The organism is Krasilnikovia sp. M28-CT-15, assembly GCF_047159595.1.
Lineage (GTDB): Bacteria > Actinomycetota > Actinomycetes > Mycobacteriales > Micromonosporaceae > Actinoplanes.
Genome location: NZ_BAAGAK010000001.1, coordinates 7,299,065 through 7,324,355, shown reverse-complemented (window position 1 = coordinate 7,324,355; position 25,291 = coordinate 7,299,065). Strand labels below are relative to the sequence as shown.

The 25,291-nt window shown below is 70.8% G+C and carries 14 protein-coding genes; 10 read left to right on the top strand and 4 right to left on the bottom strand.

What is annotated here, in order from left to right; genetic code table 11:
* Window positions 1–463: 463 nt before the first annotated feature.
* Genes ACMCNO_RS33595 through ACMCNO_RS33585 form a run of 3 tightly spaced genes read left to right on the top strand, consistent with a single transcriptional unit; the run spans window position 464 to window position 13,081 of the window.
* A complete protein-coding gene (locus ACMCNO_RS33595; protein WP_412753420.1) occupies window positions 464–5,305 on the top strand; it encodes an amino acid adenylation domain-containing protein in 4,842 nt (1,613 codons plus the stop codon).
* Entirely contained in the window at window positions 5,298–10,763 is a 5,466-nt protein-coding gene (locus ACMCNO_RS33590) for an SDR family NAD(P)-dependent oxidoreductase (RefSeq protein ID WP_412753419.1), read from the top strand. Before ACMCNO_RS33595 ends, ACMCNO_RS33590 begins: the two co-directional genes overlap by 8 nt.
* Window positions 10,760–13,081, top strand: coding sequence for a lantibiotic dehydratase (locus ACMCNO_RS33585; protein WP_412753418.1), 2,322 nt, complete (start codon window positions 10,760–10,762; stop codon window positions 13,079–13,081). The genes ACMCNO_RS33590 and ACMCNO_RS33585 overlap by 4 nt, the downstream gene beginning before the upstream one ends.
* 33 nt (window positions 13,082–13,114) lie before the next feature.
* Here ACMCNO_RS33585 and ACMCNO_RS33580 read toward each other — a convergent pair whose 3' ends face one another.
* A complete protein-coding gene (locus tag ACMCNO_RS33580; RefSeq protein ID WP_412753417.1) occupies window positions 13,115–14,113 on the bottom strand; it encodes a 3-oxoacyl-ACP synthase III family protein in 999 nt (332 codons plus the stop codon).
* A gap of 711 nt (window positions 14,114–14,824) precedes the next feature.
* On the opposite strand from ACMCNO_RS33580, the gene ACMCNO_RS33575 reads away from it, so the two are divergent.
* Genes ACMCNO_RS33575 through ACMCNO_RS33550 form a run of 6 tightly spaced genes read left to right on the top strand, consistent with a single transcriptional unit; the run spans window position 14,825 to window position 22,242 of the window.
* A complete protein-coding gene (locus ACMCNO_RS33575) occupies window positions 14,825–15,934 on the top strand; it encodes an aminotransferase class I/II-fold pyridoxal phosphate-dependent enzyme (protein ID WP_412753416.1) in 1,110 nt (369 codons plus the stop codon).
* The gene (locus ACMCNO_RS33570) at window positions 15,931–17,103 is read left to right on the top strand and encodes a hypothetical protein (RefSeq protein WP_412753415.1); all 1,173 of its coding nucleotides are present in this window, start codon (window positions 15,931–15,933) and stop codon (window positions 17,101–17,103) included. Before ACMCNO_RS33575 ends, ACMCNO_RS33570 begins: the two co-directional genes overlap by 4 nt.
* 36 nt (window positions 17,104–17,139) lie before the next feature.
* The gene (locus tag ACMCNO_RS33565) at window positions 17,140–17,370 is read left to right on the top strand and encodes an acyl carrier protein (protein WP_412753414.1); all 231 of its coding nucleotides are present in this window, start codon (window positions 17,140–17,142) and stop codon (window positions 17,368–17,370) included.
* The gene (locus ACMCNO_RS33560; RefSeq protein WP_412753413.1) at window positions 17,370–18,281 is read left to right on the top strand and encodes a thiamine pyrophosphate-dependent dehydrogenase E1 component subunit alpha; all 912 of its coding nucleotides are present in this window, start codon (window positions 17,370–17,372) and stop codon (window positions 18,279–18,281) included. Before ACMCNO_RS33565 ends, ACMCNO_RS33560 begins: the two co-directional genes overlap by 1 nt.
* Window positions 18,271–20,415: a 2-oxo acid dehydrogenase subunit E2 gene (locus ACMCNO_RS33555; protein ID WP_412753412.1), complete on the top strand. Its 2,145-nt coding sequence runs from the start codon at window positions 18,271–18,273 to the stop codon at window positions 20,413–20,415. Before ACMCNO_RS33560 ends, ACMCNO_RS33555 begins: the two co-directional genes overlap by 11 nt.
* A 15-nt stretch (window positions 20,416–20,430) precedes the next feature.
* Window positions 20,431–22,242, top strand: coding sequence for a condensation domain-containing protein (locus ACMCNO_RS33550; RefSeq protein WP_412753411.1), 1,812 nt, complete (start codon window positions 20,431–20,433; stop codon window positions 22,240–22,242).
* A gap of 29 nt (window positions 22,243–22,271) precedes the next feature.
* Here ACMCNO_RS33550 and ACMCNO_RS33545 read toward each other — a convergent pair whose 3' ends face one another.
* Genes ACMCNO_RS33545 through ACMCNO_RS33535 form a run of 3 tightly spaced genes read right to left on the bottom strand, consistent with a single transcriptional unit; the run spans window position 22,272 to window position 24,823 of the window.
* A complete protein-coding gene (locus tag ACMCNO_RS33545; RefSeq protein WP_412753410.1) occupies window positions 22,272–23,072 on the bottom strand; it encodes a hypothetical protein in 801 nt (266 codons plus the stop codon).
* 3 nt (window positions 23,073–23,075) lie between these two features.
* Complete coding sequence (locus ACMCNO_RS33540; protein WP_412753409.1) at window positions 23,076–23,843, bottom strand: ABC transporter permease; 768 nt, start codon at window positions 23,841–23,843, stop codon at window positions 23,076–23,078.
* On the bottom strand, window positions 23,840–24,823 hold the full coding sequence (locus ACMCNO_RS33535; protein WP_412753408.1) for an ABC transporter ATP-binding protein: 984 nt from the start codon (window positions 24,821–24,823) through the stop codon (window positions 23,840–23,842). Before ACMCNO_RS33535 ends, ACMCNO_RS33540 begins: the two co-directional genes overlap by 4 nt.
* On the opposite strand from ACMCNO_RS33535, the gene ACMCNO_RS33530 reads away from it, so the two are divergent.
* Complete coding sequence (locus ACMCNO_RS33530) at window positions 24,822–25,160, top strand: hypothetical protein (RefSeq protein ID WP_412753407.1); 339 nt, start codon at window positions 24,822–24,824, stop codon at window positions 25,158–25,160. The genes ACMCNO_RS33535 and ACMCNO_RS33530 overlap by 2 nt on opposite strands.
* Window positions 25,161–25,291: the final 131 nt, after the last annotated feature.

Below are 25,291 nucleotides of genomic sequence, written 5' to 3'. Positions count from 1 at the left end.
GGCGGAACCGTCACCTCGGTCCGCTTGACGTCCATCGATATAGCACCACCCTGGTGCGGACGAGGATAGCAAGGATGATCGAATCCGCTGTATCTTCGTGGCCGACGCCGATGGCGACTCGGGTGGCGGTCGGCGAAATGCGGGTGCTTTAATCCGTCGGTGTCGACGCCTCGTCCTGTGTCGCCGCCGGCATTGCTGCGACGGGGCCCGACCCGGTGACGAGGTGGTCGATGCGGTCTGTGGGTCGTCGCCGGGGGACATCGGCGGGGTCCCGGTTGGACCTAGGCTGGGCGCCGCGACGGATCATGGTCCGCTAGCGACGTCGGCATTGCGTTCGTCGGCGTGGTGCGTCTCGCTCTTCAACGGGGTAAATGTGGTTGTAAACGGCATTGATGGGCACGCTCTGATATCCCAGCTTCACGGCCGGGCACACGAATGGAACCATCCGTACGGGCTTCCCGGGATGTTGAGCGACACACGTCGAACCCTCCCCGACGCGATCGCCGTCGAGGACCACGAACGCCGTCTCACCTATCGCGAGCTCGACCTGCTGACCGACGAACTCGCCGGGACCATCACCACCGCCACGTGCGGTGCACCGTCACCGGTTGCGCTGCGGCTACAGCGAGGCGTCGACATGCTGGTCGCGCTGCTGGGCATCCTCAAGGCGGGCTGCTGGTACGTACCCATCGGCCGGCACGAACCGGACGAACGCGCGCGCCGCATGCTGGACCTGTCCGGCGCGCGCCATGCCATCGTGGATGCCGACCCCGGTCCCGCCTTCGCGGGTCTGACCAGGATCGGCATCCCCCGGACCGCGACACCGACCGCCGAGTCGCGTCCGCTGCCGACCGTGGACCCGGAGCAGCCCGTCTACGTGCTCTTCACCTCCGGCTCCAGCGGCGAGCCGAAAGGCGTGGAGGTCAACAGCGCCTCTGTGGTCAACCGGATCCGATGGGCCTGCGACTACCTCGGACTGCGCCCGGACGACCGCATCCTGCAGAAGACGCCGTACACGTTCGACGTGTCCGGGTGGGAGTTCTTCTGCCCGCTGACCGTCGGCGCGGCATGCGTGTTCCTCCGCGAGGACGGTCACCGGGAACCGGGCGAGGTGGCCGCGTTCATCGCCGACCGCGGCATCACCGCCTGCCACTTCGTGCCCACGATGCTCGGGGATTTCCTGCGGGTCGCCACGCCTGCACAGGTAGCCGGCGTTCGCGTGGTGTGTTGCAGCGGTGAGGCGCTGTCCGCCCCGCTCTGCAGGGATTTCCACCGGGTCTTCGCCGCGGAACTACACAACCTGTACGGCCCGACCGAGGCAGCCATCGATGTCACCGCCTGGCGGGTGCCTCCGGACGTCGGACCGACAGACACCATCTACATCGGCGCGCCGATCGACAACGCGATCCTGTGCGTCACCGACGGGTCCGGCGCTCCGGTGCCGCTCGGTGAGTCCGGCGAACTGTGGATCGGCGGCCTGCCGGTCGCCAACCGGTATGTCGGGCGGCCGGACCTCACCGACCAGGCGTTCGTGACGCTCGATGGTCGACGTTATTACCGTACGGGCGACCGGATGCGGATCGTCGACGGGCTCCTGGAGTACCAGGGCCGCCTGGACGACCAGGTCAAGATTCGTGGCGTCCGGATCGAGGTCGGCGAGGTCGAGGCCGCGCTGTCCAACGTCGACGAGGCCGGGCCCGGCCACGTCGTCGTCCTGCACCGCGACGCCGGCCCGGAGCTGCACGCGGCACTGCCGGTGCGGAAGGATGTCCCGCGCCCGAGTGAGGCCGTCGTGCGGACCGGTTTGGCGCGGCTGGTTCCGGCCGCGTACCTGCCCCAGCGGATCTGGTGGTTCGACACCATCCCCATGCTGTCGTCGGGCAAGGCCGACCGCGCGGCGATCCGCGCGGAGATCACCCGCCGGCTGGCCGAGGACGACCACACCGGCGATCCGCTCGGCCGCATCTGGCGCGCGGCGCTGGGGCCGGTGGACGACCACGACGGGTTCGTGACCTCGGGCGGGTACTCGCTGTCGGCCCTGCGCGTGGTGGCGGCGATCCGTGCGGAACTGGGTGTCGAACTACCGCTGCCGACGCTGCTGGCCGATGACGCCAGCCTGGAGCAGGTGCGCGCGGCCGTCGCCCGGGCGCCCCGGGCCGACCCGGTCCGCCCCCGCGACGACGCCGTCTCCGGTCCGATCCCGCTCACCGCCGCCCAGCGCGCGCTGCGCCGGATCGGGCGGATCCACGACGGCGCCGCCCCGTACAACGTGGTCGGCGCGCTGCGGCTGACCGGCACGGTCGACACCGCCCGCCTGCAGGAGGCGGTCAACGAGCTCGTGGCGCGGTACGAATGCCTGCGCGTTCGCGTGGCGGGCGGCGACGGCGACGACGCGCACTGGGTGGAGACCGCCGCCCGGTTGACCGTACGGGTCGAGGATGCGGACGGCCCGTTGACGGAGGCCGCGGTGGACGCCTTCGTGCGGCGGGTGGGCCTTGAGGTGTTCGATCCCGACCGGGGCCCGCTCACGACGATCGCGCTGCTGCGCGACGGCGAGCACGCCGTCCTGGTCCTGTCGATCCATCACCTGCTTGCCGACCAGGCCACCCTCGACCTGCTGCTGGGCGACCTCGGCCGGGCCTACGCGGGCGTGCCCGTGCCGGCCGGCGACACAAGCTTCGGCCCGTACGCCGTCCGTGCCACCCGCTATCAGGACAGCGCCGCATGCCGGGCCGACCTGGACTACTGGATGACCGTGCTGGCCGACGTGCCGCACGAGCCCGCGCTGCCCTTCGTCCGCCGTCCCGCGGCGCCCCGCTCCCTGCTCGGCGACGCGCGGCGCACGGTCTTCACCGACGAGTGGTCGGACCGGCTCGACCGGTTCTGCCGCACGCACGGCACGACCGCGTTGACCGTTTTCCTCGCCTGCCTGGCCCGCGTGTTGAGCGCCTGGTCGGGGCACGACGCCGTGGTCGTGGGGATCCCCGTCTCGCAACGTCAGGACGCCGCCGACGACCGGGTGGGCGGCTATCTGCTCAACACCGTGCCACTACGGATCGACGCGACGCGAGACGAGTCGATGATCAGCCTGCTCGAGCACGTGCGGGGCCGGGTCGCCGGGGCGCTGGTGCACGGCTCGGCCGGCTTCGAGCGGATTCTCGACGCGCTGGGGGTCCGGCCCTCCCCACTGGGCAACGCGCTGTTCCAGATCTGGGTCAACGATCTCACCCGGGCGGCCGGCGCCCCGGACTTCGGAGACCTCGAGGTGGAACTGCACCGGACGCCGGGGTACGCCGCACTGTTCGACCTGAACCTCTACCTGCGGCAGGACGACGGGCGGTACGACCTGGAGCTGGTGGCCGCTGCCGAGACGGTCGACGCGGCCCTGCCGGTGCTGCTGCTGGACCAGGTCACTGAGGTGCTGGATCAGCTGCTCGCCGACCCGTACCGCCCGCTGACCGCGTACGCCTGGCGAGCGCCCGCCACATTGCCGGCTACCCCGCCGGAGCCTCCGGCGACGGGCCTGCTGGAACAGTTCCTCGACGCCGCGCGGGCCAACCCCGACGCGGTGGCACTCCGCGACGCCGGGCAGGACCGCCGGTACCGGGACCTGGTGGCCGACGTGGATGCTGTCGCGACGCGCCTCCGGGCCGCCGGGGTGGGGCCCGGCGACGTGACCGCCGTCCTCGGTCGGCGCCGGTCGGCGCTGGTCACGACGCTGCTGGCCGTCTGGTCACTGGATGCCGTCCCGGCCGTGGTGGACGCCGGCCATCCGGAAGCGGTCCGCGCCGAGCTCGTCCGGACGGTCCGGCCGGCCGCCGTGGCGACGGTGACGGCCGACGGCGGCGTCGACATCGTCTCCGCCGCGGGCGGCCACCGCGTCACCGACGGGCGCGGCCACATCCTGTGCACCACCGGCACCGGGGGCAAACCGGCCGCCGTGTACGTCCGCGACGAGGTGCTCGCCGCGCAACTCGCCTGGCTCACCCGGCTCATCGGCCTGACCGCTGAGGACCACATCGGCCTGCTGGCCGGGATCGGGCACGACCCTCTGCTGCGCAACCTGCTGCCGCTCACCGTGGGTGGCACGGTCGTCGTCCCACCGGAGGGGACGCTCACCGATCCGCGGCGGCTCGGTGAGTTCGTCCGCGACCACGGTCTCAGTGTCCTGTACGCCACCCCCGCCCTGCTCGAGCTGCTCGCCGCCGCACACGAGGACACCGGGCATCGCTACCCGTCACTCCGGCTCATCATCTCCACGGGCGCGGCGCTGACCGCGGGGCTCGCCGACCGGGTGCGTGCGTTCGCCGATGCGCGTCTGATCAACGGGTACGGCACCACCGAGACGCCGCAGATCGCCTCCTGGCAGGACGTCACGGACCTGACCGGCCTCCCCGCCGAGGAAATCCTGCCGTTCGGCACGGGTGCGCCGGGCGGCCCGCTGCGCGTCGTCGACGAGTACGACCGGGACTGCCCGCCGGGCCAACTCGGCGAGATCGTCGTGCAGAGTCGGTACCTGGGCACCTATGTCGCGGGCGGCAAGGACGGCTTCATCGACGGGCTACCCGGGCGGCCCGGGGCGGCGTTCCGGACCGGTGACTTCGGCCGCCGCGACCCGGCGGGCAATGTGGTCATCGCGGGCCGCCGCGACCGGCAGATCCTGATCAACGGGTTCCGCGGGACCCTGGAGGAGATCGAGCGGGCCGCTCTCCGGCACGGCGGAGTGCGCCAAGCGGTGGCCGTGCTCAACCGGACGGCCCTGGGCGACGTGCTCGACCTCCGGGTGGTGGCCGCGCCCGGCCGTACCGTGGATCAGCGCGACCTGGCCGCACAACTGGGCAACCGGCTGCCGCACTACCTCGTGCCGGCCAGGGTGCAGGTGGTGTCGGCGCTCGACACCGACCACAACCACAAGGTCGTGGCCGGCGGCGGCCGGCCCGCTGTGCCGCAGCCGCCCGTGCTCGGGGACCAGCCCGGGGTGGCCGGGCTGAACCGGCTCATCGAGCCGTTGCTGGGCCGGCCGTTGCCCGCGGACGTGAACTTCTTCGACGCGGGCCTGAATTCCATCATGCTGCTGCGCTTTCACGGCGTACTGACCGAGGCGCTGCGTCGCCCGATGCCGGTGGCGACGCTGTTCGCGCACCCGACGCTTGCCGAGCTGGCCGCATGGCTCGCCGGAGAAACACCGGACACGTCCGCGGTGGTCGGTGATCGGCGCCCGGAAGCCGGGCGCAGCAGTCGCGCCGAGCGCCGCCGAGCGGTGCGCGCCGTGTCAAGGACGAACAGGGGAGACCACGGTGAGTAATGACGCCGAGGGCGTTGCGATCATCGGCCTGGCGGCCCGCGTGCCGGGCGCCTGCAACGCCGACCAGTTCTGGCTGAATCTGGCCGAAGGCGTGGAGTCGGTGCACTTTCCCGACGCCGCCGAGTTGGAGGCGCGTGGGGTCTCGCCGGAGGCGCTGCGCGACGACCGCTACATCCGGGCGGTCGCCCAGGCCCCGCATCTGGAGGACTTCGACGCCGCCCTGTTCGGCATGACGCCCCGTGAGGCGGCGCTCTGCGACCCGCAGATCCGGATGTTCCTGGAGACGGCACACGCGGCGATCGAGAATTCCGGGTACGCGCCGCAGCGGCTCGGCGACGCAGGGGTGTTCGGCGCGTCCGGCCCGAACCGGTACCTCGACCTGCACGTGCGCCCCCGCCCGGACCAGTTCCGCAGTGTTCGCGGCATGAGCGCGGGCTCCTGGAACAACGTGGATTCGCTGTCCACGCTGGTGGCGTACAAACTTGATCTGACCGGTCCCGCCCTGACCGTGCAGACCGCCTGTTCGAGTTCGCTCGCCGCCGTGCACCTGGCCGTGAACGCGATCGAGAACGGCGAGTGCGACGTCGCGCTGGCCGGCGGCGCGGAGGTCGAGTTCCCGGTCGGGCACGGCTACTGGTGGAGCGACGGCGGCCCGTGGAGCCGCGACGGCCACTGCCGTCCGTTCGACGCGGCCGCGACGGGCACCATCTTCTCGAGCGGCGCCGCCGTACTGGTGCTCAAGCGGCTGTCCCAAGCCATCGCCGACGGCGACGCGATCCGCGCGGTCGTGCGTGGCAGCGCGATGAACAACGACGGCGCGCGCAAGGTCGGGTTCACCGCTCCGAGCGTCGCCGGGCAGGCCAACGTCATTGTCGAGGCGCTGTCCATGTCCGGCGTCGAGCCGGCTCAGGTCTCGATGATCGAAGCGCATGCCACCGGCACCGTGCTGGGCGACCCCATCGAGGTGGCTGCCCTGCAGCAGGCGTTCCAGCGCCTGGGTGCCCCCGCCGCGAGCGACCCCTGGTGCGCGCTCACCTCGGTCAAGTCGAACATCGGGCACCTCGGGCATGCGGCGGGCGCCGCCTCGCTGGTCAAGGCCGTGCTGTGCCTGGAGAACCAGCGCCGGGTGGCCACGATCAACGTGACCGAGGTCAACGACAAGCTGAACCTCGACGGTAGCCCCTTCCACATCGGCGACACCGCCGCCGACTGGCGTCTCGTGCCCGGCCGGCCCCGGGTCGCCGGCGTCACCTCGCTGGGCGTCGGCGGCACGAACGTGCACGTCGTGCTCGAGGAGGCGCCGCAATTGGAGGCCCGACCCGCCGAGTACCGGCCTCGCGTGTTGCTCTGGTCCGCGACGCGACCCGAGGCGGTCGAGGCATACCGGGACAAGCTGGCCCGCTATCTCGGCTGGAAGGGCGATGCGGTCTTCCCCGGCGCCGCCCGGGTCCTGCACAGCGGCCGGGCGGAGTACGGGCATCGGGCCGCCGTGGTGGGTGCGGACACCGGTGAGGCGGTCGCCGCCCTCAAGGCCATGAAGCAGGTCGGCAGCCGGGCGCAGAACCGGCCGGTCACCATGCTGTTCCCCGGTCAGGGCGCCCAGCACCCGCGGATGGCCGCCGACCTGTACGACCACGACGCCCGATTCGCCGCTCACCTCGACGAGGTGTTCGACCTGTTCGACGCCGAGGGTCTCCCGGTTCGTACGCTCTGGCGGGAGGCCACCGACGCCGCCCAGCTGAGCCCCACGCGGGTCGCCCAGCCGTTGCTGTTCGCCGTCGAGTACGCCCTTGCCCGCCGGTGGCGCGAGCTCGGCGTCGAACCCGCTCAACTGCTCGGTCACAGCATCGGTGAGATCACCGCGGCCGCGGTCGCCGAGGTGCTGACGCTGCCGGACGCCGTGCGTGCCGTCGTGGTGCGGGCCCGGGCCGTCGACCGGTTGCCGTCCGGCGCGATGGTTGCCGTGCTGGCCGACGCGGACCGAGTCCGTGACCTGCTCGTTCCCGGGGTGTCGCTGGCAGTCGACAACGGGCCTCGGCAGTCCGTGGTCGCGGGCGCCGGGGACGCGGTGGTCGCCTTCGAAGCCGCCATGGCCCAGCAGTCGATCTCGTACCGCCGGTTGTCGTCGTCGCACGCGTTCCACAGCGACGCCATGACGCCCGCGGTCGACGAGTTCGCGGACTGCCTGCGGGGTATGGAACTGTCGGCACCCCGTATTCCCATCGTCTCCGCCGCCACCGGACGCCTGGTCACCGACGAGGAGGCCCGCGACCCGCTGTTCTGGGCGCGGCAACTGGCACAGCCGGTGCGGTTCGGTCCAGCGCTGGCCGCCGCCATCGCGGATCGCCCGGTGTTCCTGCTGGAGGTCGGCCCGGGACGGACGTTGGTCTCGCTGGCCCAGTCGGCGCTGGCCCAGTCGGCGCCGGCCCAGTCGGCGCTGGCCCAGTCGGCGTCGGCACGCGGGGACGGCCGCCATGCGGTGGCCGGAACCCTGCCGGCCCGGTTGACCTCCGCGGACGCCGATCGGCGGGCGATGCTGGGAGCTGCGGCGCAGCTGTGGACGGACGGGCATGCGATCGACTGGAGCGCGCTGTCCGACGACCAGGACGTCCGCCGGGTGCCGTTGCCGGGCTATCAATACCAGCGAGATCGGCACTGGATCGACGTCGAGCCGGTTGCCGCGGTGCCCCTGGCCGCCGCGCCCGAGCCGGATTCCGCCCCCACGGCGGAGCCGGCGCCCGCGGTGGTCGAGGCGCCCGCGGTGGTCGAGGCGCCCGCGGTGGTCGCGGCGCCCGCCCCGATGGCCCGGGAGGGAGTCGCCGCCTCACCGTTCGCCATGCCGTGCTGGGTCGTCGAGACGCCTGGCACCGCGGTCCGCGACACCGCCGGTACGCCGGTCCTCGTGCTGCTGCCCGCCGACACGGAAAGGGGCCGGCTGGTCACCGCCGCGCTCAACCGGGTCGGCTTCGGGTTGCTGAGCGTCGAGCGGTCCGCTGAGCCGTACGGCCTGCGGGTCGGCGACCTGGACGAGTTGGATCCGGTGTTGGCGGAGCTGGGTGGAGAAGGACGCTATCCGGGCCTGGTGGTGGACGCATCGACGCTGGGTGCGCCAGAGGCCGACGACCCGCACGCGCCGTTCGCCCGGGTCGCCGAGATGGTGCGCCGGGTGAACCGGCACGCCCCATCGGGCGCCGCACCGGGGATGCTGGTGCTCACCGAGCGTTCGGCCGACGTCAGCGGCGTCGAACCGCTCGATCCCGGCCGGGCCGCGCTGCACGCCCTGATCACCTCGCTGAACAGCGAGAGCGCCGTCCCGCACGGGCTGATCGACGTCGACCCGCAGACCCGGTTCGAGAGCCTGGCCGGGGAACTGGCCGAATGGCGGCGGCCCGGCGTCCGGGTCCTGAGGGGTGGGCGCCGCTGGCGTGCGGCCCATCTGGACCTCGCCGTCGGGAACACGGTTGAGCCGCTGCGCTCGCGCGGCACCTACGTGATCACCGGCGGCACCGGCGCCCTCGGGCTGCTCACCGCCACCGCGCTGGCCCGGACCGGGCTGCGGCCGACCCTGATCCTGCTCAGCCGCGGGGCCACTGCCGACCACGTGGCGCTGGACCGGATCCGCGCGCTCGGGGCGTCCGTGGACGTGGTCGCCGGTGACGTCACCGATGCGGACGCCACCCGCCGTGTCATCGCCGGTGTGGTGGCCGGCCACGGCCAGATCCACGGTGTGTTCCACCTCGCCGGCGAGCCCGGTTCGGGCACCGTCCAGTTCGGGTCGGTGCAGAAGTCGGCGGCGGTGTTCGCGCCCAAGGTGGATGGGTTGCGCAACGTCCTGGCTGCTCTGCACGGGCAGCCGCGCCTCGACCTGTTGGTGGGTTACTCCAGCCGGGCCGCCGTGGACGGTCAGATGGGGGGCGCCGACTACGCGGCGGCCAACGCCTGGCTGGATGCGCTGGCCGCAACGGGCGCGGCCGCCGCCGACCGGGTGCTGTCGATCGGCTGGCCCGCATTCGACCGGCTGGGCATGACGGCCGGATCGCTGGCCGCCGCCGCGCCAGGGTCGCGCACCTGGCGCCGCGCCGAGAGCGCCGCCGCGGATCCGGTGACCGACGAGCACCGGATGCAGGGCGTGCCCGTGGTGCCGGGCACCGGCCTGATCGACCGGGCCATCCGCGCCTTCCGTGAGGTGTTCGAGGTTCCGCGTGCGCATGTGCTGCTCAAGGATGTCGTCTTCCAGAACATGCTCGCCCTGAGCGCACCCCGGGAGGTCGAGGTCACCTTCGAACCGGCCGACCCGAACGGGTTCCACAATGTGGTGGTCCGCTCGTCGCCGGTGGGACGCATGTCGCCCGACGAAGTGCAGTCCCACGCCCGGGCGAAGATCAAGGTGGTGGAGGCACAGGAGCGCCACGAGGACCTGGCGGCTGTACGCAGCGCGTTGCCCGACGTTCGGGTGCCTCCACGCCGGCCCGTGGGCCGGCAGGCGTTCACCCTGGGGCCGCGCTGGCGGGCCGTCCGGGAGATCCGCACCGGCCTGGACGGTGTCCAGTTGCTGACGCTGGAGCTGCCGCCGCCGTTCGGCGCCGAAGCCGCGCAACACCCGCTGCACCCGATCCTGATGGACGGTGCGACCACCACTGCCCGGGACAACGAGCGGGACGAGATCCATCTGCCGTTCCTTTACCGCTCGCTGCTCGTGCGGTGCGAATCGTTGCCCGGCACGGTGTATTCGCACATCCGGCGCCGTGACGGTGGCGACAACATGATCGTCGCCGACCTCGACGTCACAGCGGAGGACGGCACAGTTCTGGTCGAGGCGCGCGGCTTCACGATGCGACGCGCGTCCGACAGGCCGGGGGGTGTGGCACCGAAGCCGGAGCGCCCGGTTGCCGAAGGATCGGATTGGCTGTCGGCCGAGCAGGGCGCGGATCTGTTGCTGAAGCTGCTGCGCTCGGAGGTCTCCGGCCAGGTCATAGTGCGTCGTCACCGCAACGGCGTGCCTCAGGCCGACGTCGAGACGCTCCCGACGGCGGTGCTCCCGGCCGAGCGGACGCCGATCGTGGCGGCCCGGCCCGACGCGGTGGCCCGGCCCGACGCGGTGGCCCGGCCCGACGCGGTGGCGCTCACCGAGGCGGCGGCCCGTCCCGAGCCGGCGGGGCCAACCTCCGCCGAGGTGGAGGCGACGGCTGCTCCGGACGCCGTGGAAACACCGGCGGAGCCCGCCGGTGCGGCTTCGGTCACCGACCGGGTCCGGACGACATGGGTGACCGCCCTCGGAGTCGTCGACATCAAGGACACCGACGACTTCTTCGACCTCGGCGGCAACTCTCTCACCGCGATCGAGCTGCTGGACAACGTCAAGGACCTCTTCGGCGTGGAGCTGGGGATCACGGCGGTGTTCGACCACCCGACCGTAAGCGCGCTCGCCGACGAGCTGACCCGACTGGGAGCGAAGTGAGCACCAGGGACCTGCACACCGTCCGGCTGGGCGGCACCCGATGGCGGCTTTGGCGGGACGCCGTCCTGCGCGCACCGGGCTTCCCGGCCACCCGGGTGCGCGAGTTGTGTGACGACGAGCTCGCCGCCGCTGGCGCGGAGTCGGACGACGCTCTGCGCGCGGTGTGGGAGCCGGCGACCGGACGGCTGTCGGCCGCGATCCGGTCCATCGCCCATGATCCACTGTTCCGTGAGGCGGTCGCCTGGCAGAACGCCAAACTGCTGCGGGACTGCGTCGACCGGGCGGCGGCCGGGGAGCCGCGTAACGTGCGCGGGCGCAACCATGAGCTCGCCATCGCCGGCTACTGGCAGCGCTACTGCGTCAAGAACGACACGATCGGCTATTTCGGGCCGGTCGGCTGGGCCAGATTCACGGACGATGCCGACCGGCCGGTCCACCTGGAGGTGGGCGGGTCCCTGCTGTCTCGGCGCACGGTCTACTTCGAGGTCTGGGCCATCGACGCGGTCGCCGAGGCGATGGCCGCGGATCCGCGCGTCCTGCCCTGGCTGCGGCCCCGGCGAGTGCACTCGCATCTGCTGACCGGCCGGGTGGTGCATCGGCCGACCCGCGAACCGGTGATGCTCACCGACGCGGAAGCCGAAGTCATCGCGCTCTGCGATGGTAAGAACGCGGTCCACGACATCGTCGAGGAGTTGACGTGGAGTGGGCTGCCCGAGTTCGCCGACGGCGAGTCGGCCGTCCGGATACTGACCGACCTCCGCACCCGGGAACTCATCCGGCTCGATCTGGAGGGGTCGGTCTGCTCCCGCCCGGAACTGGAGTTGCGCGCGAAGCTGGAGGCCATCGGCGATCCGGCACTGCGCGCGGAACTGCTGTCCCGGCTCGACGCGCTGATGGAGGCCCGGGACGCGGTCGCCGCGGCGGCCGGGGACGAAGCCCGGCTCCTCGCGGCCATCGAGCGGGCGAACCAGGTTTTCGAGGCGACCGCCGGCGTCCCGGCGACCCGCAAACCAGGGGTGGTGTACGGCGGGCGCACGATCCTGTACGAGGACTGCGTCCGTGACGTGCGCCTGGAGTTGGGTCCGGAGGTGACAGACGCGCTGGCCGTACCGCTGGGCCAGCTGCTCGACAGCGCCCGCTGGTACGTCGCCGAGGCCGCCCGCCGGTACGAGCACGTCTTCGCCGAGGCGTACCAGCGAGCCGTGCAGCGTACCGGCCGGGATCCGGCGCCGCTCGCGGCCGTGCTCAGCAACGCCACGCCGTACCTCTTCTTCTCCCTGCGCCAGCTCGCCGCCCCGGTGCGTGAGGTGACCGCCGAGCTCCAGCGACGGTGGGAGAAGATCCTGAGGGTCGCGGACGGAACGTCGCGTCATCAGGTGGCCGCGGCGGACATCGCGGAGGCCGTGCGCCGCGAGTTCGACTCCTCCCTCCCGCCCGCGTGGTCCGCGGCGCTGCACCACTCGCCGGACGTCATGCTCCTCGCCAACGGTCCGGACGCGCTGGCCCGCGGTGACTACACCTTCGTGCTGGGGGAGATGCATCTCGCCTCGAACACCATGGAGAGCCGGCTGTTCGTGGAGCAGCACGCGGTGCCCGCCGACGTGCTCGCCGCGGACGAGACCGACCACGGCGACCGGCGGGTGTATCTGGTGCCGCCGAAGCACTGGCAGTCGGTGAACTCCCGGACGTACCCGCCGTCGGCGTTGCTGTCGGAGAAGTACACGTACTGGTCACTGCACGACGACAGCGGAGGCGTGCCGGGGGATCCGATCCCGGTCACGGACCTGTTCGTCACCCGGGAACCGTCCGGGCGGCTGGTGGTTCAGACCACCGACGGCTCGCGTACCTTCCCGCTGCTCGAGGTTGTCGGCGACCTGATCTCGGCGGCCGTGGTGAACGGCTTCAAACCGGTGCGCAAGCGCAGCCACCAGCCGCGCATCACCGTGGACCGTATGGTGATCGCCAGGGAGGCGTGGACGTTCGGGCTGGACGACCTGGCGTGGGTGCGGGTGAAGGACGAGCGCGCCCGGTACCGGGCGATGTGCCGGTGGCGGGCCGAGGCGGGGCTGCCGGAGCGGGTCTTCTACAAGCTCGCCACCGAGGACAAGCCGACCTTCGTGGACTTCACCAGCCTGGTTTACACGAACATCGTCGCGAAGGGGGTACGCGCCATGATCGAGGCGGGCCAGGGCGGTGACGTGACGTTCTCCGAAATGCTCCCCGAACTCGAGGACTGCTGGCTGACCGATCACAGCGGTTCCCGATACACGGCGGAGCTGCGCCTCGTGGTGGTGGACCCGGCAGCCCAGCAGGGCTGACTGGCCCGGCCTGAGCCGGCCGGGCCAGGCTGGTCAGACCTCCATGATGGTGCAGGCCCAGTGCATGCCGCGCCCGCGGGACACCAGGGCGACCCGGTCGCCCGGCGTGAGGTTCTGCGCGATCCGGGCGAGACCGAAGATCTGGTCGGCGGCGCCGAGATGGCCGTACTGGGCGGCGAGATCCATGTTGGTCCGGGCCGGATCGACGCCGAGCCGCGCGCACAGGGTGCTCATGGCGTCCTGGTTGTCGGCCAGCAGAACCAGCCGCGCCAGATCCGTGACCTCCATGCCGACCCGTTTGCAGGCCGCCGCCACCACCCGACAGGTACGCTCATCCAGCTCCGCGATGAACGCCTCGAATCGCTCGGCGTCGTAGTCGAAGAAGTCCATCACCTCCCAGGCGTCGGCTGCGACGAGGTCGTCGGCGGTGTGGCCCGGGGCGAACGGCTCGGCGGCGCCCCCGACCGCCATCCGGTACAGCGGCGCGTACCGGCCCGCGGTGTGGACTTCGGTGGCCAGCCAGCGCAGCCGCCCATGTCCGCGCCGGGCGACTGCGGCCGCGGCGGCGTCGGAGAACACCATGGGTTGGGTGGCCATCCGGTTCCAGTACGGCTCGCAGGTGCGGTTCGCGGTGACGATCAACGCGGTGTGGTACTCGGGGTGGGTGGCGAACCTGCCCGCCACGGCGTCGAACGCCACGACCCCGGACGTGCATGCCTGACTCAGCAGCATCGACTCCGCGCGGTCCGCACCGAGGCGGTGCGCCACGCTGGCGGCCGCGTCCCAGTAGAGGTACTCGGCGATGTCGGTGACAGCCAGCACCACCAGGTCCACATGGGAGGCGTCGACTCCGGCACTCACCAGCGCTTCCCCGCCGGCGTCCACCGCCAGGTCGGTGAGGCCGACGCCGGGCGGGCAGCGCAGCACCTGACGGTACCCGTAGCCCTTGACCCGCTCGACGTCCTCGCAGTACTCGTCGACGACGTCGGCGACGGCCGCGGCCTCGCCGAGGGCGCTGCCGAATGATGCCAACCCGTACAAAGTCCGTCCTCCGCTACTCGCCCACCGGCCGGCGCCGAGCCATCCGGCAACAACCTCCGCGGCGGCCATCGGCGCCGCGCCCCAGCCGTCCGCAAAGGCGAGACCGGCCTCGGCCGCGCCCACCAAGGTTGGCAGGTCGGACTGAATCTACTAGCATCGCTGCGCGAGATCATGGTGCAGGCTCGGTATTTCGAGGACACACCAGGGATAGCAAGAGTGTCACGGGCCTGACGCATTCGGTCACATCGGCTCTCCGGCCTCGAACGGACCTCGGGGCGCGGCAGGGTCGGACGCGAACGCCGTCCATGCGTCGCTTTCGCGAGTCATCCCGCGCGGAGCGATTCGGCGACTCTCCACGTGAAAGGACGAGAGCAAGTCATGACCACAACACGGGGGCTATCCGGGGCCGGGCGCCGGCGGCGGCGCCAGCGCAGGCCAGACCGGGCAGGATCCAGCAATTCCCCTGGTGGGCCCGGTCCTCGGCGACCGTGACCTGGTGAACCAGCGGTCCCCGGCTCGGGCGAGCGGGGACACCCGTCAAAGTTTCGGCCGCCTGCCGACGCCCTCCTGTGGAGCGCTGCTGTCGGTGCGCACCTGACCCCTGGTTGCGCCGGGATCGGCATCCCGGCGACCGTGCGGTCGGATCGTGCGCCCAGCACGGAGCCACCGTGGGAAAGAGCGACCCTGTCGTGAAGGAGTTCCGTGAAATCCACCCTGACACCGCGTCAAGAGCAGACCTTGGCGGCGCACCAGCGCATCGACCTGACCGCCCGTACCAGCGACCTGCCGTTCGTGTCCGGCTGGGAAACCTCGCACGGCATCACGTACGAGCATCTGAAGCCGCTGTACGCGGACCAGCTGATCGACGGTGGCCACGCGCTGGACTACACCTTCATGGCCGACGATGAGTTGTTGGTAGAGAAGATTCGCGGGTTCCACCGCACCGTCGACGGGCACTTCCCGGACGCGTCGGAGATCTTTCTGGGCGCCGGGTCGAGTCCGCTGCTGAGCTCTGTGATGATCCTGCTGTCGCAGATGGGCGAGACGGAAATCTGCTACGTGCCACCGATCTACCACGCGTACTACCAGCTCGCCAAGATCGGTCGGATGCGGATGACGCCGATCGGCGAGGGACTGACCCTCGAAGGCGAGCAGCGAACCATCCCACAGTTGCCCGACCGCCGTACGGTCCTGCTGCTGACCGATCCCTCGTGGATCAGCGGCCGGGCGTATTCGGCGGCCTTCCACGCCGAGATCCGGGCCTGGCAGGAGCGCACCGGCTCGACGGTGATCGTCGACGGCACCTTCCAGTACACCAAGTGGGCGGCCATGGCCGCAGAGCAGTCGGCGACCCTGGTGCCGGAGCAGACCATCCGCCTGATCTGCCCGACGAAGAGCCTGTGCGTGCATGGCGTGAGATGCGCTTACCTCATCCTGCCGAAGACCCTCCAGGAGGATCTCGGCTGGTACTACTGCAAACTCGTCGCAGCGACCTCGCAGTACGACGTGCGTGCCGCTCACCTGCTGTTCGACCAGCTCCTCTCGCCGAACAGCAACCGGGCGCTGACGGCCCTGGTGAGCGAACGGTACGCAGGCCTGACCGCCGCCGGCATCATCACCGACCTGGTCACCGAACCACAGTGCACGTACTACGCGTGGGGTCGGTTGGGCATCGGGCTGGACCGGGTGCTGTTCATGAACGGCTCCTATTTCGAGTTGCCCTACCCCGACGACTATCTGCGCATCAACCTCCTGTCGGCGCCGCTCGCACGCCTGCTCGACGCACGATCCAGTCTGGAGCTTGCTCAGTGACCACGACCCTTCCCCTGGCCCGCCTGCAGGATGCGGTCGAGCGGATGGCCGGCTTCGACGCGGCTGGCGAACCGACGCCCGCCTTCGAACAGGCCACCCGCGCGTTCCGCGCCGACCCGAACCGGGTCACCGCTACCGGTCTCTTGATCGCCGCCTTGCGGATCGCGGTGTGGTACAGAGTGCCGCTGTCCCCCGGGTTCGCGCGCAGGGGCCTGAAGACCGAGCTCGCCAACGCGCCCGCGGCCACCTGGGACCGCGCCGACGACCCGGGATGGCGCGACGAGGTGGTCACGTTGGCCGGCACGGTGGCCGGCACCACCCGGCGGTACCAGGCGGCCGAGGGGCCGGTCGCCGAGGCGCAGGCGCTGCATGAGGTGCTGTGCGCCCTGGTCATCGCGCTGCTCGGGGCGTTCGATTCGGTGGACCGGCTGCGCACAGCGTTCGAGGTGGAGGTGAACGCTCCGCGCGACACGAAACCCGCCGACGAGGCGAACCCCACGTCCTCGCGGGCGCTGCGCCTCTTCGAGCCGATCATGCGACGGACGTACTGCCCGTTCGCCGCGACCGCAAGGTTGTGGGGGGCGCCCGACTACGACCCGGCACTGTCGTTCACCGAGAACATGGACGCGTCCCTTCCGGGCCTCAAGGTGTTCAGCTCGATGTTGCAGTCGGATGTGCTCGACGGTTACGTGTACGCGTTCCCGACCGAGATCGTCGGTGGCAAGGACGTGGCCGAGACCGCACGGCTGTTCCGGGCGTTCATGGGTCACCTCATCGAGCACGCCACCGGCGAGGAGCCGCGCCCCTTCGACCGCGACACCGTCACGGACGAGCGTTGGCGGCTGTGGCTGTACGGCGAGCAGTTCTTCGTGACGGTCTTCGCGCCGTGCTACCCGCATGGGCACTCGCGGTACGCGTACGGCAACGACGAAGCGGTTCTCATCATGCTGCAACCGGAGGAGTCCATCCACGCGGCGATTCCGCACGACACGTACGACGCTCGCGCGGACGGCATTCGCCAGCGCTTCGAGGAAGCATTCCAGGCTTATCACGTGGCCGACGCGGAGGCCGACCGGTTCCTGCTGCCGACGCAGCCGGGCGGTGAGCCCGTGCGGTGGTATGACGCGGAGGCCGATGACCCGGTCATTCGCCGACCCGCCGCGATCTGACCGGCGGGCATGTCGCCCCTGACGAGAGAGAGTCTTGTGGACAAGCGCTTCGATGAGATCGTGGCGGCGCAACTCGACCTGCCCGCCGACGAGCTCAGCGACGACCTCGGTCCGCGTACCTTGGCGTCGTGGACCAGCCTGAAACACATCCAACTGGTCGCCGCGATCGAGGACGAGTTCGGAGTGAAGCTCGTGGCCCGGGAGATCCGGTCCATCCGTACCGTCGGGGATCTACGGCGGATCGTCGCCGGTAAGGACGCCGCGTGATGAGCCCGGCCGACACGGTCCGTCCGGGCCTGGCCGATCTGGACCTGATGCTGCTCATTCGGCACGTCGAGCGGGCCCTGCTGGAGCTGTTCGCGTCCGGCGAGATCGGCGGCACCACCCACACCTGCCTTGGCCAGGAGTATGTGCCGGTGGCGATGAAACCGCTGCTGGCGGACGCATATGTGCTCAGCAACCACCGGGGGCACGGTCACTACCTGGCCTGCACGGGCGACGTCGAGGGCCTGTTCGCGGAGATCCTCGGCCGCGAGGGCGGTCCGTGCGGCGGCGCCGGCGGATCTCAGCACCTGCTTGCCCCCGGTTTCCTCTCCACCGGCATCCAGGGCGAGAGCCTGCCGGTCGGCGTCGGCGTCGCCCTGCACCGCAAGCGCGCCGGCGGGCTGGTGGCGGCGTACATCGGGGACGGGACGTGGGGCGAGGGCAGCGTGTACGAGGCGCTGAACCTCGCCTCGCTGTGGCGGGTGCCCCTGGTGGTCGTCGTGGAGAACAACGGCATCGCGCAGTCGACGCCGCTGGCGGTGAACATGGCGGGCTCGATCGCCGGGCGGGCGGCGGCGTTCGCCGTGCCGCATGTCCGGGTCGAGGGGCACGACCTCGCCGCCATCCGCGAGCGCCTGCGCGAGCCGCTCGCGGCGGTGCGCCGCGAGCACACCCCGCTGGTCGTCGAGTTCATCACCCACCGGATCGGTCCGCACAGCAAGGGCGACGACAGCCGTACGGCCGACGAGTTGGCCGCCCTGGCCGGGCAGGACTGGTACGACGCGTACGCCGCGCTGCTGGGCGACGACTTCACCGAGCGCGACCGGCACCAGCGGGACACGGTCGCGCGGATCGTCGAGCAGGTGCGCGCACGCCCGCTCGCGGGAACAGGGGTGGCCGCTCATGCCGGGTGAACGTCGTCTCGGGCAGGCGCTCAACGCCGCCCTGCACGCCATGCTGGACAGGCACCGGGACATGTACGTCCTCGGCGAGGACATCGCCGACCCGTACGGTGGTGCCTTCAAGATCACTAAGGGTCTCACCACCGCCTACCCGGACCGGGTACGCACCACGCCGATCAGCGAGAACGCCATCGTCGGGGTGGCCAACGGCCTGGCGCTCTGCGGTAACCGGGTCGTCGTCGAGATGATGTTCGGCGACTTCATCACGCTGGCGTTCGACCAGCTCGTCAACTTCGCCGCCAAGACGGTCAGCATGTACGGCCAGGAGAAGCACTTTCCGCTCGTGGTCCGCTGCCCCGTCGGTGGTCGCCGCGGCTATGGCCCGACGCACAGCCAGAGCCTGCAGAAGCATTTCATCGGCGTACCGGGACTCGAGCTCTACGAGCTGTCGACCCTGCACGAACCGGAATACGTGTTGGAAACCGCGTTCCAGCGTGGTCGGCCCGCCATCGTCTTCGAGCAGAAGGTCCTCTACGGTCGTCGCCTGCACCCGGTCGGCCGGATCGACGACACGCTGACGTCGCGACGGATCGACGACAACTGGGTGCACGTCGCACCGGCCGTGGACGGCCCCGAGGTGAGCGTGGTGCTGGTGGCCGGCGGCGCCATCGCGGAGGAGTGCATGGACGCCCAGCGCGCGCTGCTGCGCGAGGGCATCCGGGTCGCGCTGCTCGTCCCGGCGCGGATCTTCCCATTGGACCTCGAGCCGGTCCTGCCCTTGATCGAGTCGGCCGGGCTCGTCGCGGTCGCCGAGGAGGGTACGGCCGGCGGGACCTGGGGCGCCGAGGTCGCCGCGACGCTGCACCAGCGGCTCTGGGGCGCACTGCGGCAGCCGGTCCGGTTGTTGCACTCCGCCGACCGGACCATTCCCGCGGCGGTACACCTCGAGGACCAGATGCTGCTGCAACCGGCCGGGATCGCCGCCGCCGTGGCCGACCTGCTCCGGGTCGGCCGGGTGTCGCCGCGTAGGGCGGCCGCACCCGCGCCGGAACGGCACGCTGACCAGCCGGGAGCCCGGCTCGCCGCGGCCTCGACCGACCAACCGGTGGCCCGGCCGGCCGCGGCCCCGACCGGCCGGCCGGGCGCGGAGCACCGTGTCGTCCTGGCCAGACTCAACACCAACGACACCGAGTACACGTTGGTGGAGTGGCTGGTCGCGGACGGTGCCGTGGTGGCCGAGGGCGACAGCATCGCCGAGGTGGAGACGTCCAAGACCATCGAGGTGGTGACCGCGAACGCGGCAGGGGTGCTGCGCCACGGCCTCACCGCGGGCTCCCCGTGCGAGCCGGGCGAGACGATCGCGTCGATCGGCGGCGGTACGGACTCGACCACCTCGGCGGAGCCGGTGGTCGCGGCCACGCCCGTCGCTCCCGCCCCGGCGCGGGAGGATGCCGACGTCGTTGCGCTCAGCAGTGCCCAGCGCCGGGTCGCTCGGGTCGTCACGGTCTCGCGGCAAAGCATTCCGGACGCCTTCGTGCTCCGGGAGGTCAGCCTGGCGGGGTTCGACGTCGTCAACGCCGCTCGCGTGCAGGCCGACGAGGACCCGCTCGGCCTGCTGGAGACCGTGGTCGCGGTTCTCGGCCGGCTCCCGGCGGAGCATCGGATCTGTTTCGCGACGCTGACCGGCGACGAGGCGGTGCGCCTGCCGGAAGGCATCAACGTCGGAGTCACTCTCGATGCCGGACGGGGGCTGTTCGTACCCGTTGTCCGGGGGGTGGATCGGCGTTCTTTCCAGGACATCGCCGACGATCTCGCCGATCTGCGGATGGACGCGTTCCGCGGTGAGCTGACCGAAGACCAGTTGAGCGACGCGAACATCGCCGTTTCCTGGAACCACGAGCCCGGTGTGGTCATGGTCCAACCGGTCATCCCGCCCGGCCTGGCATGTGCCCTCTCGGTCGGCGGCCGGCTGGAAGCGGTGGCCGTCCGGGACGGCCGGGCGGTGAGCCGCCCCGTGCTCCATCTCGGCCTGGCCCATGACCACCGATTCGTCAACGGGCGCGAGGCGGTGGCTTTCCTGGCCGCGGTAGCACAGCACATCGAGGACGAGACCATGCTGTCCACGCTCGCAGGCGCGGCCGGCTGACTGGGGATGGGATTCGTGGAGAACACTGACAGGCCGCTCAACGCCAAGGAAGCCAGCCTCTGGTTGTTCCAGGTCATGAACCCCGAGGCGGTCGTGCACGTCCCGATGGCGTTCCGGACCACGGGCCGCACCCTGCGCTGGTGGCCGATGAAGGTGGCGGTGGACACCCTCGTCGAGATGCATCCCTCCCTGCGCACCGTTTTCGCCGACGTCGACGGGGCACCGGTGCGGCGGGTCCTGGACCCGTCCGAGGTCGACATCGACGTCGACATCATCGCCACCACCGCGGACACGCTGATGGACGACATCGGCGCGTTCGCCCGTCGGCCGTTCCGGTTCACCGAGGAGCCCCTCATCCGGGTCGGGCACTTCGTCGGCGACCCGGCCGGCGACGTCGTCTGCTTCACCAGCCACCACCTGATCTGCGACGCCCAATCCAACGCGATGCTGCTGCGTACGTTCATGGAGGTCTACGACGCCGCGGCCGCCGAGCAGCCGGTGCCGGAGGCGTTGAGCCGACCGGTCGAGTCCTTCACGGAGCCCCCGGCCTCCGAGTCCGACATCCAGTTCTGGCGTGAGCATCTGGCGGGCGCCGAGAAGACCGCCCGCCCGCTGTCCATCGCGGAGCCCGACCACGGTGACGACTACCGCGGATCGCAGATGGTCCAGCCGATCCCCTCCGCGACGGTCGCCCAGCTCGCCGCGGTGGCCAAGGAGTTGAACTCCTCGCCGCACGTTGTACTGCTCAGCGTCTTCTACCTGCTGCTGACCAACCATGGGGCGGGCGAGGACGTCGTGGTCGGGATGCCGCTGGACGCGCGCACCGCAGCCGCCCGGGACACGGTGGGCTACCACGTGAACATCGTGGGATTGCGGGGCGTGATCGATCTGACGATGTCGTTCCGGGACTGGGCCAAGCACGTCCGGGAGCAGTTCCTCACCGGGTTGCGCCACGTCCGCGCCAGCATCGACGAGGCAATGCCGGGAAGCTACGATTCGGCGTCCGACTGGCGCGAGCCGCTGTTCCGCTACATGTTCAACTACTCGCCGTACAGCTCGGACTGGACGACGCGGTACCGGATCACGGTGTTGCCGGTGCGTACGGCGTACAGCCGCCTCGATCTGACCCTGAACGTCATCCCCCGCGGCGAGGACATGCTCGTGCAGGTCATCTACCGGGAGTCGGTGTACCCGGTGGTCGCGGTGGAGCGGTTCATCGACCGCTTCAGCGCGCTGCTGGCCTCGTGCGTGACCGACCTCGACCGGCCGCTGGCCGACCATTCGCTCTGGAGCGAGGCCGACCGCTCGCTCGGGAGCGAGGCCGACCGCTCGCTCGGGAGCGAGGCCGACCGCGAGGTGCGGGCGTCGGGACCGGCCGACCAGCCGGACCTCGCCGAGGTGGCGCCGGGCGCCATGCTGTCCGTGCGTGACCCGTACGGGCGTGAGCTGCCGCCCGGGGTCTGGGGCGAGCTGCACGCCGATGACCGCGCGCTGGGCCGGCAGGCCCGGTGGGCATGGGCCGGCGGGCTGGAGACGCCCGCGGAGCCGGCCGAGCCGCGTTCGCCGGCACCCACCCCGGTCGAGACGGCGGTGACGGGCGACCCCGAGGTGGTGACCATGCTGATCGGGTTGTGGCGTGACCTGCTCGACAAGGACGACGTCAAGGGAGACACCCACTTCTTCCGCTCCGGCGGCACGTCGATCAAGGCGGCCCGGGTGGTGGCGTCGATCAAGAAGAATCTCGGGGTGAAAATCAAGCTCCGGCAGGTCTTCGCCACGCCGACCCCGGCCGAACTCGCGGCGGCGATCGCGACGACAGGCAGCTAGCCTCGGCTTGCTGGTCCCCGCGGTGCCGGTCAGGCGCCGCGGAAATCGATGCTGCCGTCCCGGCGCGCCATGTTGATCGAGGTGTTGAACGCGACGCGGGAGACCACCAGCCAGAACAGCAGGACCAGGACCTCCAGCCCGGCCTGACCGAGCTGGTGCTGGACCGGCGCGCCACCGTGCAGGCCGCGGATGGCCGACAGCGCGTGGGTGAAGGGCAGCAGCTGGGCGAGTGCGGAGACCGGCGCCGGCCAGAAGCCGACCGGGATGAGGAAGCCACCGAGCGAGGTGATGCCCATGTACGCGACGTTCAGCACCACCCAGCGGCTGGACAGGAATTTAGCGACGATGGCGCTGAGGAACACGCCGAAGAGGTAGCAGCTGAGGGCTCCGAGAGCCAGCAGCAGCGGGGTGAAAACCATCCGCAGCGGCAGTGACACGTCCAGCACGATCGACGACACGACCAGCGCCACCGATGCGGTCACCGTCCCGCTGACCACGCAGTTGAACAGGTTCCGGGCCACCACCACGGTGTAATAGTCGCCGGGAACCGAGGCGTACAGCGGCAGCGTGCCCGCCGCCCGGTCGAACGAGGTGAACAGCACGATCGTCATGGACTCGAGCACCGCGGTGGCGGCCGCGCCCCCGATGACCAGGAACGGCACGAGATCAGGCCGGTCCAGGTACCGGCCCATGAGGGCGAAGAAGAAGACCTGGAAGACGATCCGCAGCATCCACCCGAAGGTCCACGTGTACCAGGTGTAGAAGCCCAGGAAGTCCTGCAGCCCGATCAGGACGGCCGGCCTGATCACGTCCAGACGCGTATTGAGCATGCCTCACACCAGATTCAGCGTGCCGACTCGGCGGGCACGGCGCAGCAGGATGGTGAACACAAGTTGGCTGAGCACGATGGTGGCGAGCACCGTGGCGCCGAGCGACATCAGCCGCACCGGCAGGTCATCCACCGCGGCGGCGGCGAGGGCGTCCCGGGCCAGGTCGCTGCCCCATGACAGAAACAGCAGCCGGCTGATCGGCTGCACCGCGTCCGGCAGGTAGGCCACCGGTATCACGAGGCCACCCAGCAGATAGATCGGGTACGCGAGGGCATTCTGGAAGATGACGGGCTCGCGGGCCAGCACGAACAGCGCCGAGAACAGAACCGACGTGGCATGCAGTCCGATGGCGATCAGCAACAGAGTCACGGCGAGCAGGACCGGGTGACCGACGGTGATGGTCCGGTGGAAAACGGTCAGGACGAAGAGCCAGACCTCCGGCAGCGTCAGCAGAGTCAGCATCGAGATGACGGCCACCCGGCCGATCACGATGTTGCGCAACGCGGCCGGCGTGCTCTCCAAAGCCTCGAACGTGCCGCCTCGGCGTTCCGACTCGATGACGTTGCCGCCGGCCTGGAGACAGAGCGTCCACATGCCCAGCAGGGCCGCGCCCAGGGCGGCGGAGGGGAGCAGGTCGGGTCGGTTGCGGCTGAGGACGAGCGCGCCGAAGATCAGGGCGAACAGCGGACTGATCAGGAACGCCTGCAACTCGTCGGCGTTCCGCAGCATCCGCCACCACTGGAAGCGGAACCCTGCGACGACCGCCCTCACGCCGCGCTCCACGCATCGGTGCTCCGGGCGTCCGGCGCCATCAGGTGCAGGTACACCTCCTCCAGCGACGGGAGTGAGGTGCGGATGTCCACGTGCCCGGCATCGAGCAGGTAGCGGATGACGTCCCCGGCGGCTCCCGGACGCACGGTTTCGATCCGGGTCCCGTCGTCGGTGGCCCGCACGGAACCCACCCCGGACATGGCGCGCAAACGGTCCATGTGGATTGGTTCGAGCGCGCCGGTGTCGACCCGCTCGAACCGGCTGATCCAGGTGCCGAGGGTCTGCGGTGACTCGGTGGCGATGATCTTTCCGCCGTTGACCAGGCTGACCCGATGGCAGAGCTTCTCGGCCTCGACCATGTCGTGCGTGGCGAGCAGAATCGTTCGCCCGGCGCAGACCTCGACGATCAGATCCCGGAAGTCGCGCTGTCCCACCGGATCCATGCCGTTGGTGGGCTCGTCGAGCAGCAGCACTCTAGGGTCCCCGATCAGGCCGCGGGCCAGGTGCAGGCGCTGCTTCATGCCGCGCGAGAACGTCTCCACCCGGTCGTCACCGCGACCACCCAGCCCCACGCGGTTGATCAGGCGGTCCGCCCGCTCCTGCGCCTGTGATCGGGTGCAACCGTAGAGGGAGCCCCAGAACAGCAGGTTCTGCCGAGCGGTGAGCCGGGAGTACAGCCCTTGGTCACCGCCGAGGACGAGGGCGAGCCGCGACCGCACGCGCTGGTAATCGACGACACTGTGACCGAGGACCCGCACGTCCCCTTCGGACGGCACCAGGACGGTCGAGAGAATCTTGCAGAGCGTCGATTTGCCGGCACCGTTGGGCCCGAGCAGCCCATGGATCTCGCCTTGCGGAATGCGGAGATTGACGCCGTCCAGCGCCACCTTCTCGGTCCACCGGGGACGCCGCTGCGCAGACCGGGTGCGGTAGCGGTGGGAAAGGTTGCGAATCTCGATAGCGGGAACGTCAGCGACCATGCCAGCCTTTCAGCGCCTCGATATCTGGCAGCGCCTCGACACCGCTGCGCACCCCGGCATCGTGTGCCCTCCGGACGCCGGTCAACACACCGACATCGGTCAGCGTCGAGCCAAGGTCGGACGCTATCACGCGCCTGCGGCGCGCACCGACCGCGAGTCGATCACCATCGGTCCGGTCGAGGTAGCGGATCGCATCGACGACGTCACACCAGGCCGATCCACCGACCCGGCCGACGACACGTCGCCGTCGAGGGGCTCGGCGCCGTCGGAACCGATGAAAGTACTGGCAGGTTGCCCATGGAGCTCACTTGCTCGCCGCCGGCAGGCGTACAGTTGACGGAACCGGTAGCTGCGTCCCGCCTCCACTCTCGGTGGTTTGGCACGCGCTGCCTGTATGTCGAAAGCACCGGCCTCGGTGGACCTCGTTCTCACCCGCATCGGGCCAGGACCCGCGCCTGCATTGGTCTT

Excerpts from the sequence above, each read along its gene's own strand:
- ACMCNO_RS33595 (WP_412753420.1), top strand. The coding sequence starts at position 464 with ATGTTGAGCGACACACGTCGAACCCTCCCCGACGCGATCGCCGTCGAG.
- ACMCNO_RS33560 (WP_412753413.1), top strand. The coding sequence starts at position 17,370 with ATGAGCCCGGCCGACACGGTCCGTCCGGGCCTGGCCGATCTGGACCTG.
- ACMCNO_RS33555 (WP_412753412.1), top strand. The coding sequence starts at position 18,271 with ATGCCGGGTGAACGTCGTCTCGGGCAGGCGCTCAACGCCGCCCTGCAC.
- ACMCNO_RS33545 (WP_412753410.1), bottom strand. The coding sequence starts at position 23,072 with ATGCTCAATACGCGTCTGGACGTGATCAGGCCGGCCGTCCTGATCGGG.
- ACMCNO_RS33535 (WP_412753408.1), bottom strand. The coding sequence starts at position 24,823 with ATGGTCGCTGACGTTCCCGCTATCGAGATTCGCAACCTTTCCCACCGC.
- ACMCNO_RS33530 (WP_412753407.1), top strand. The coding sequence starts at position 24,822 with ATGCCAGCCTTTCAGCGCCTCGATATCTGGCAGCGCCTCGACACCGCT.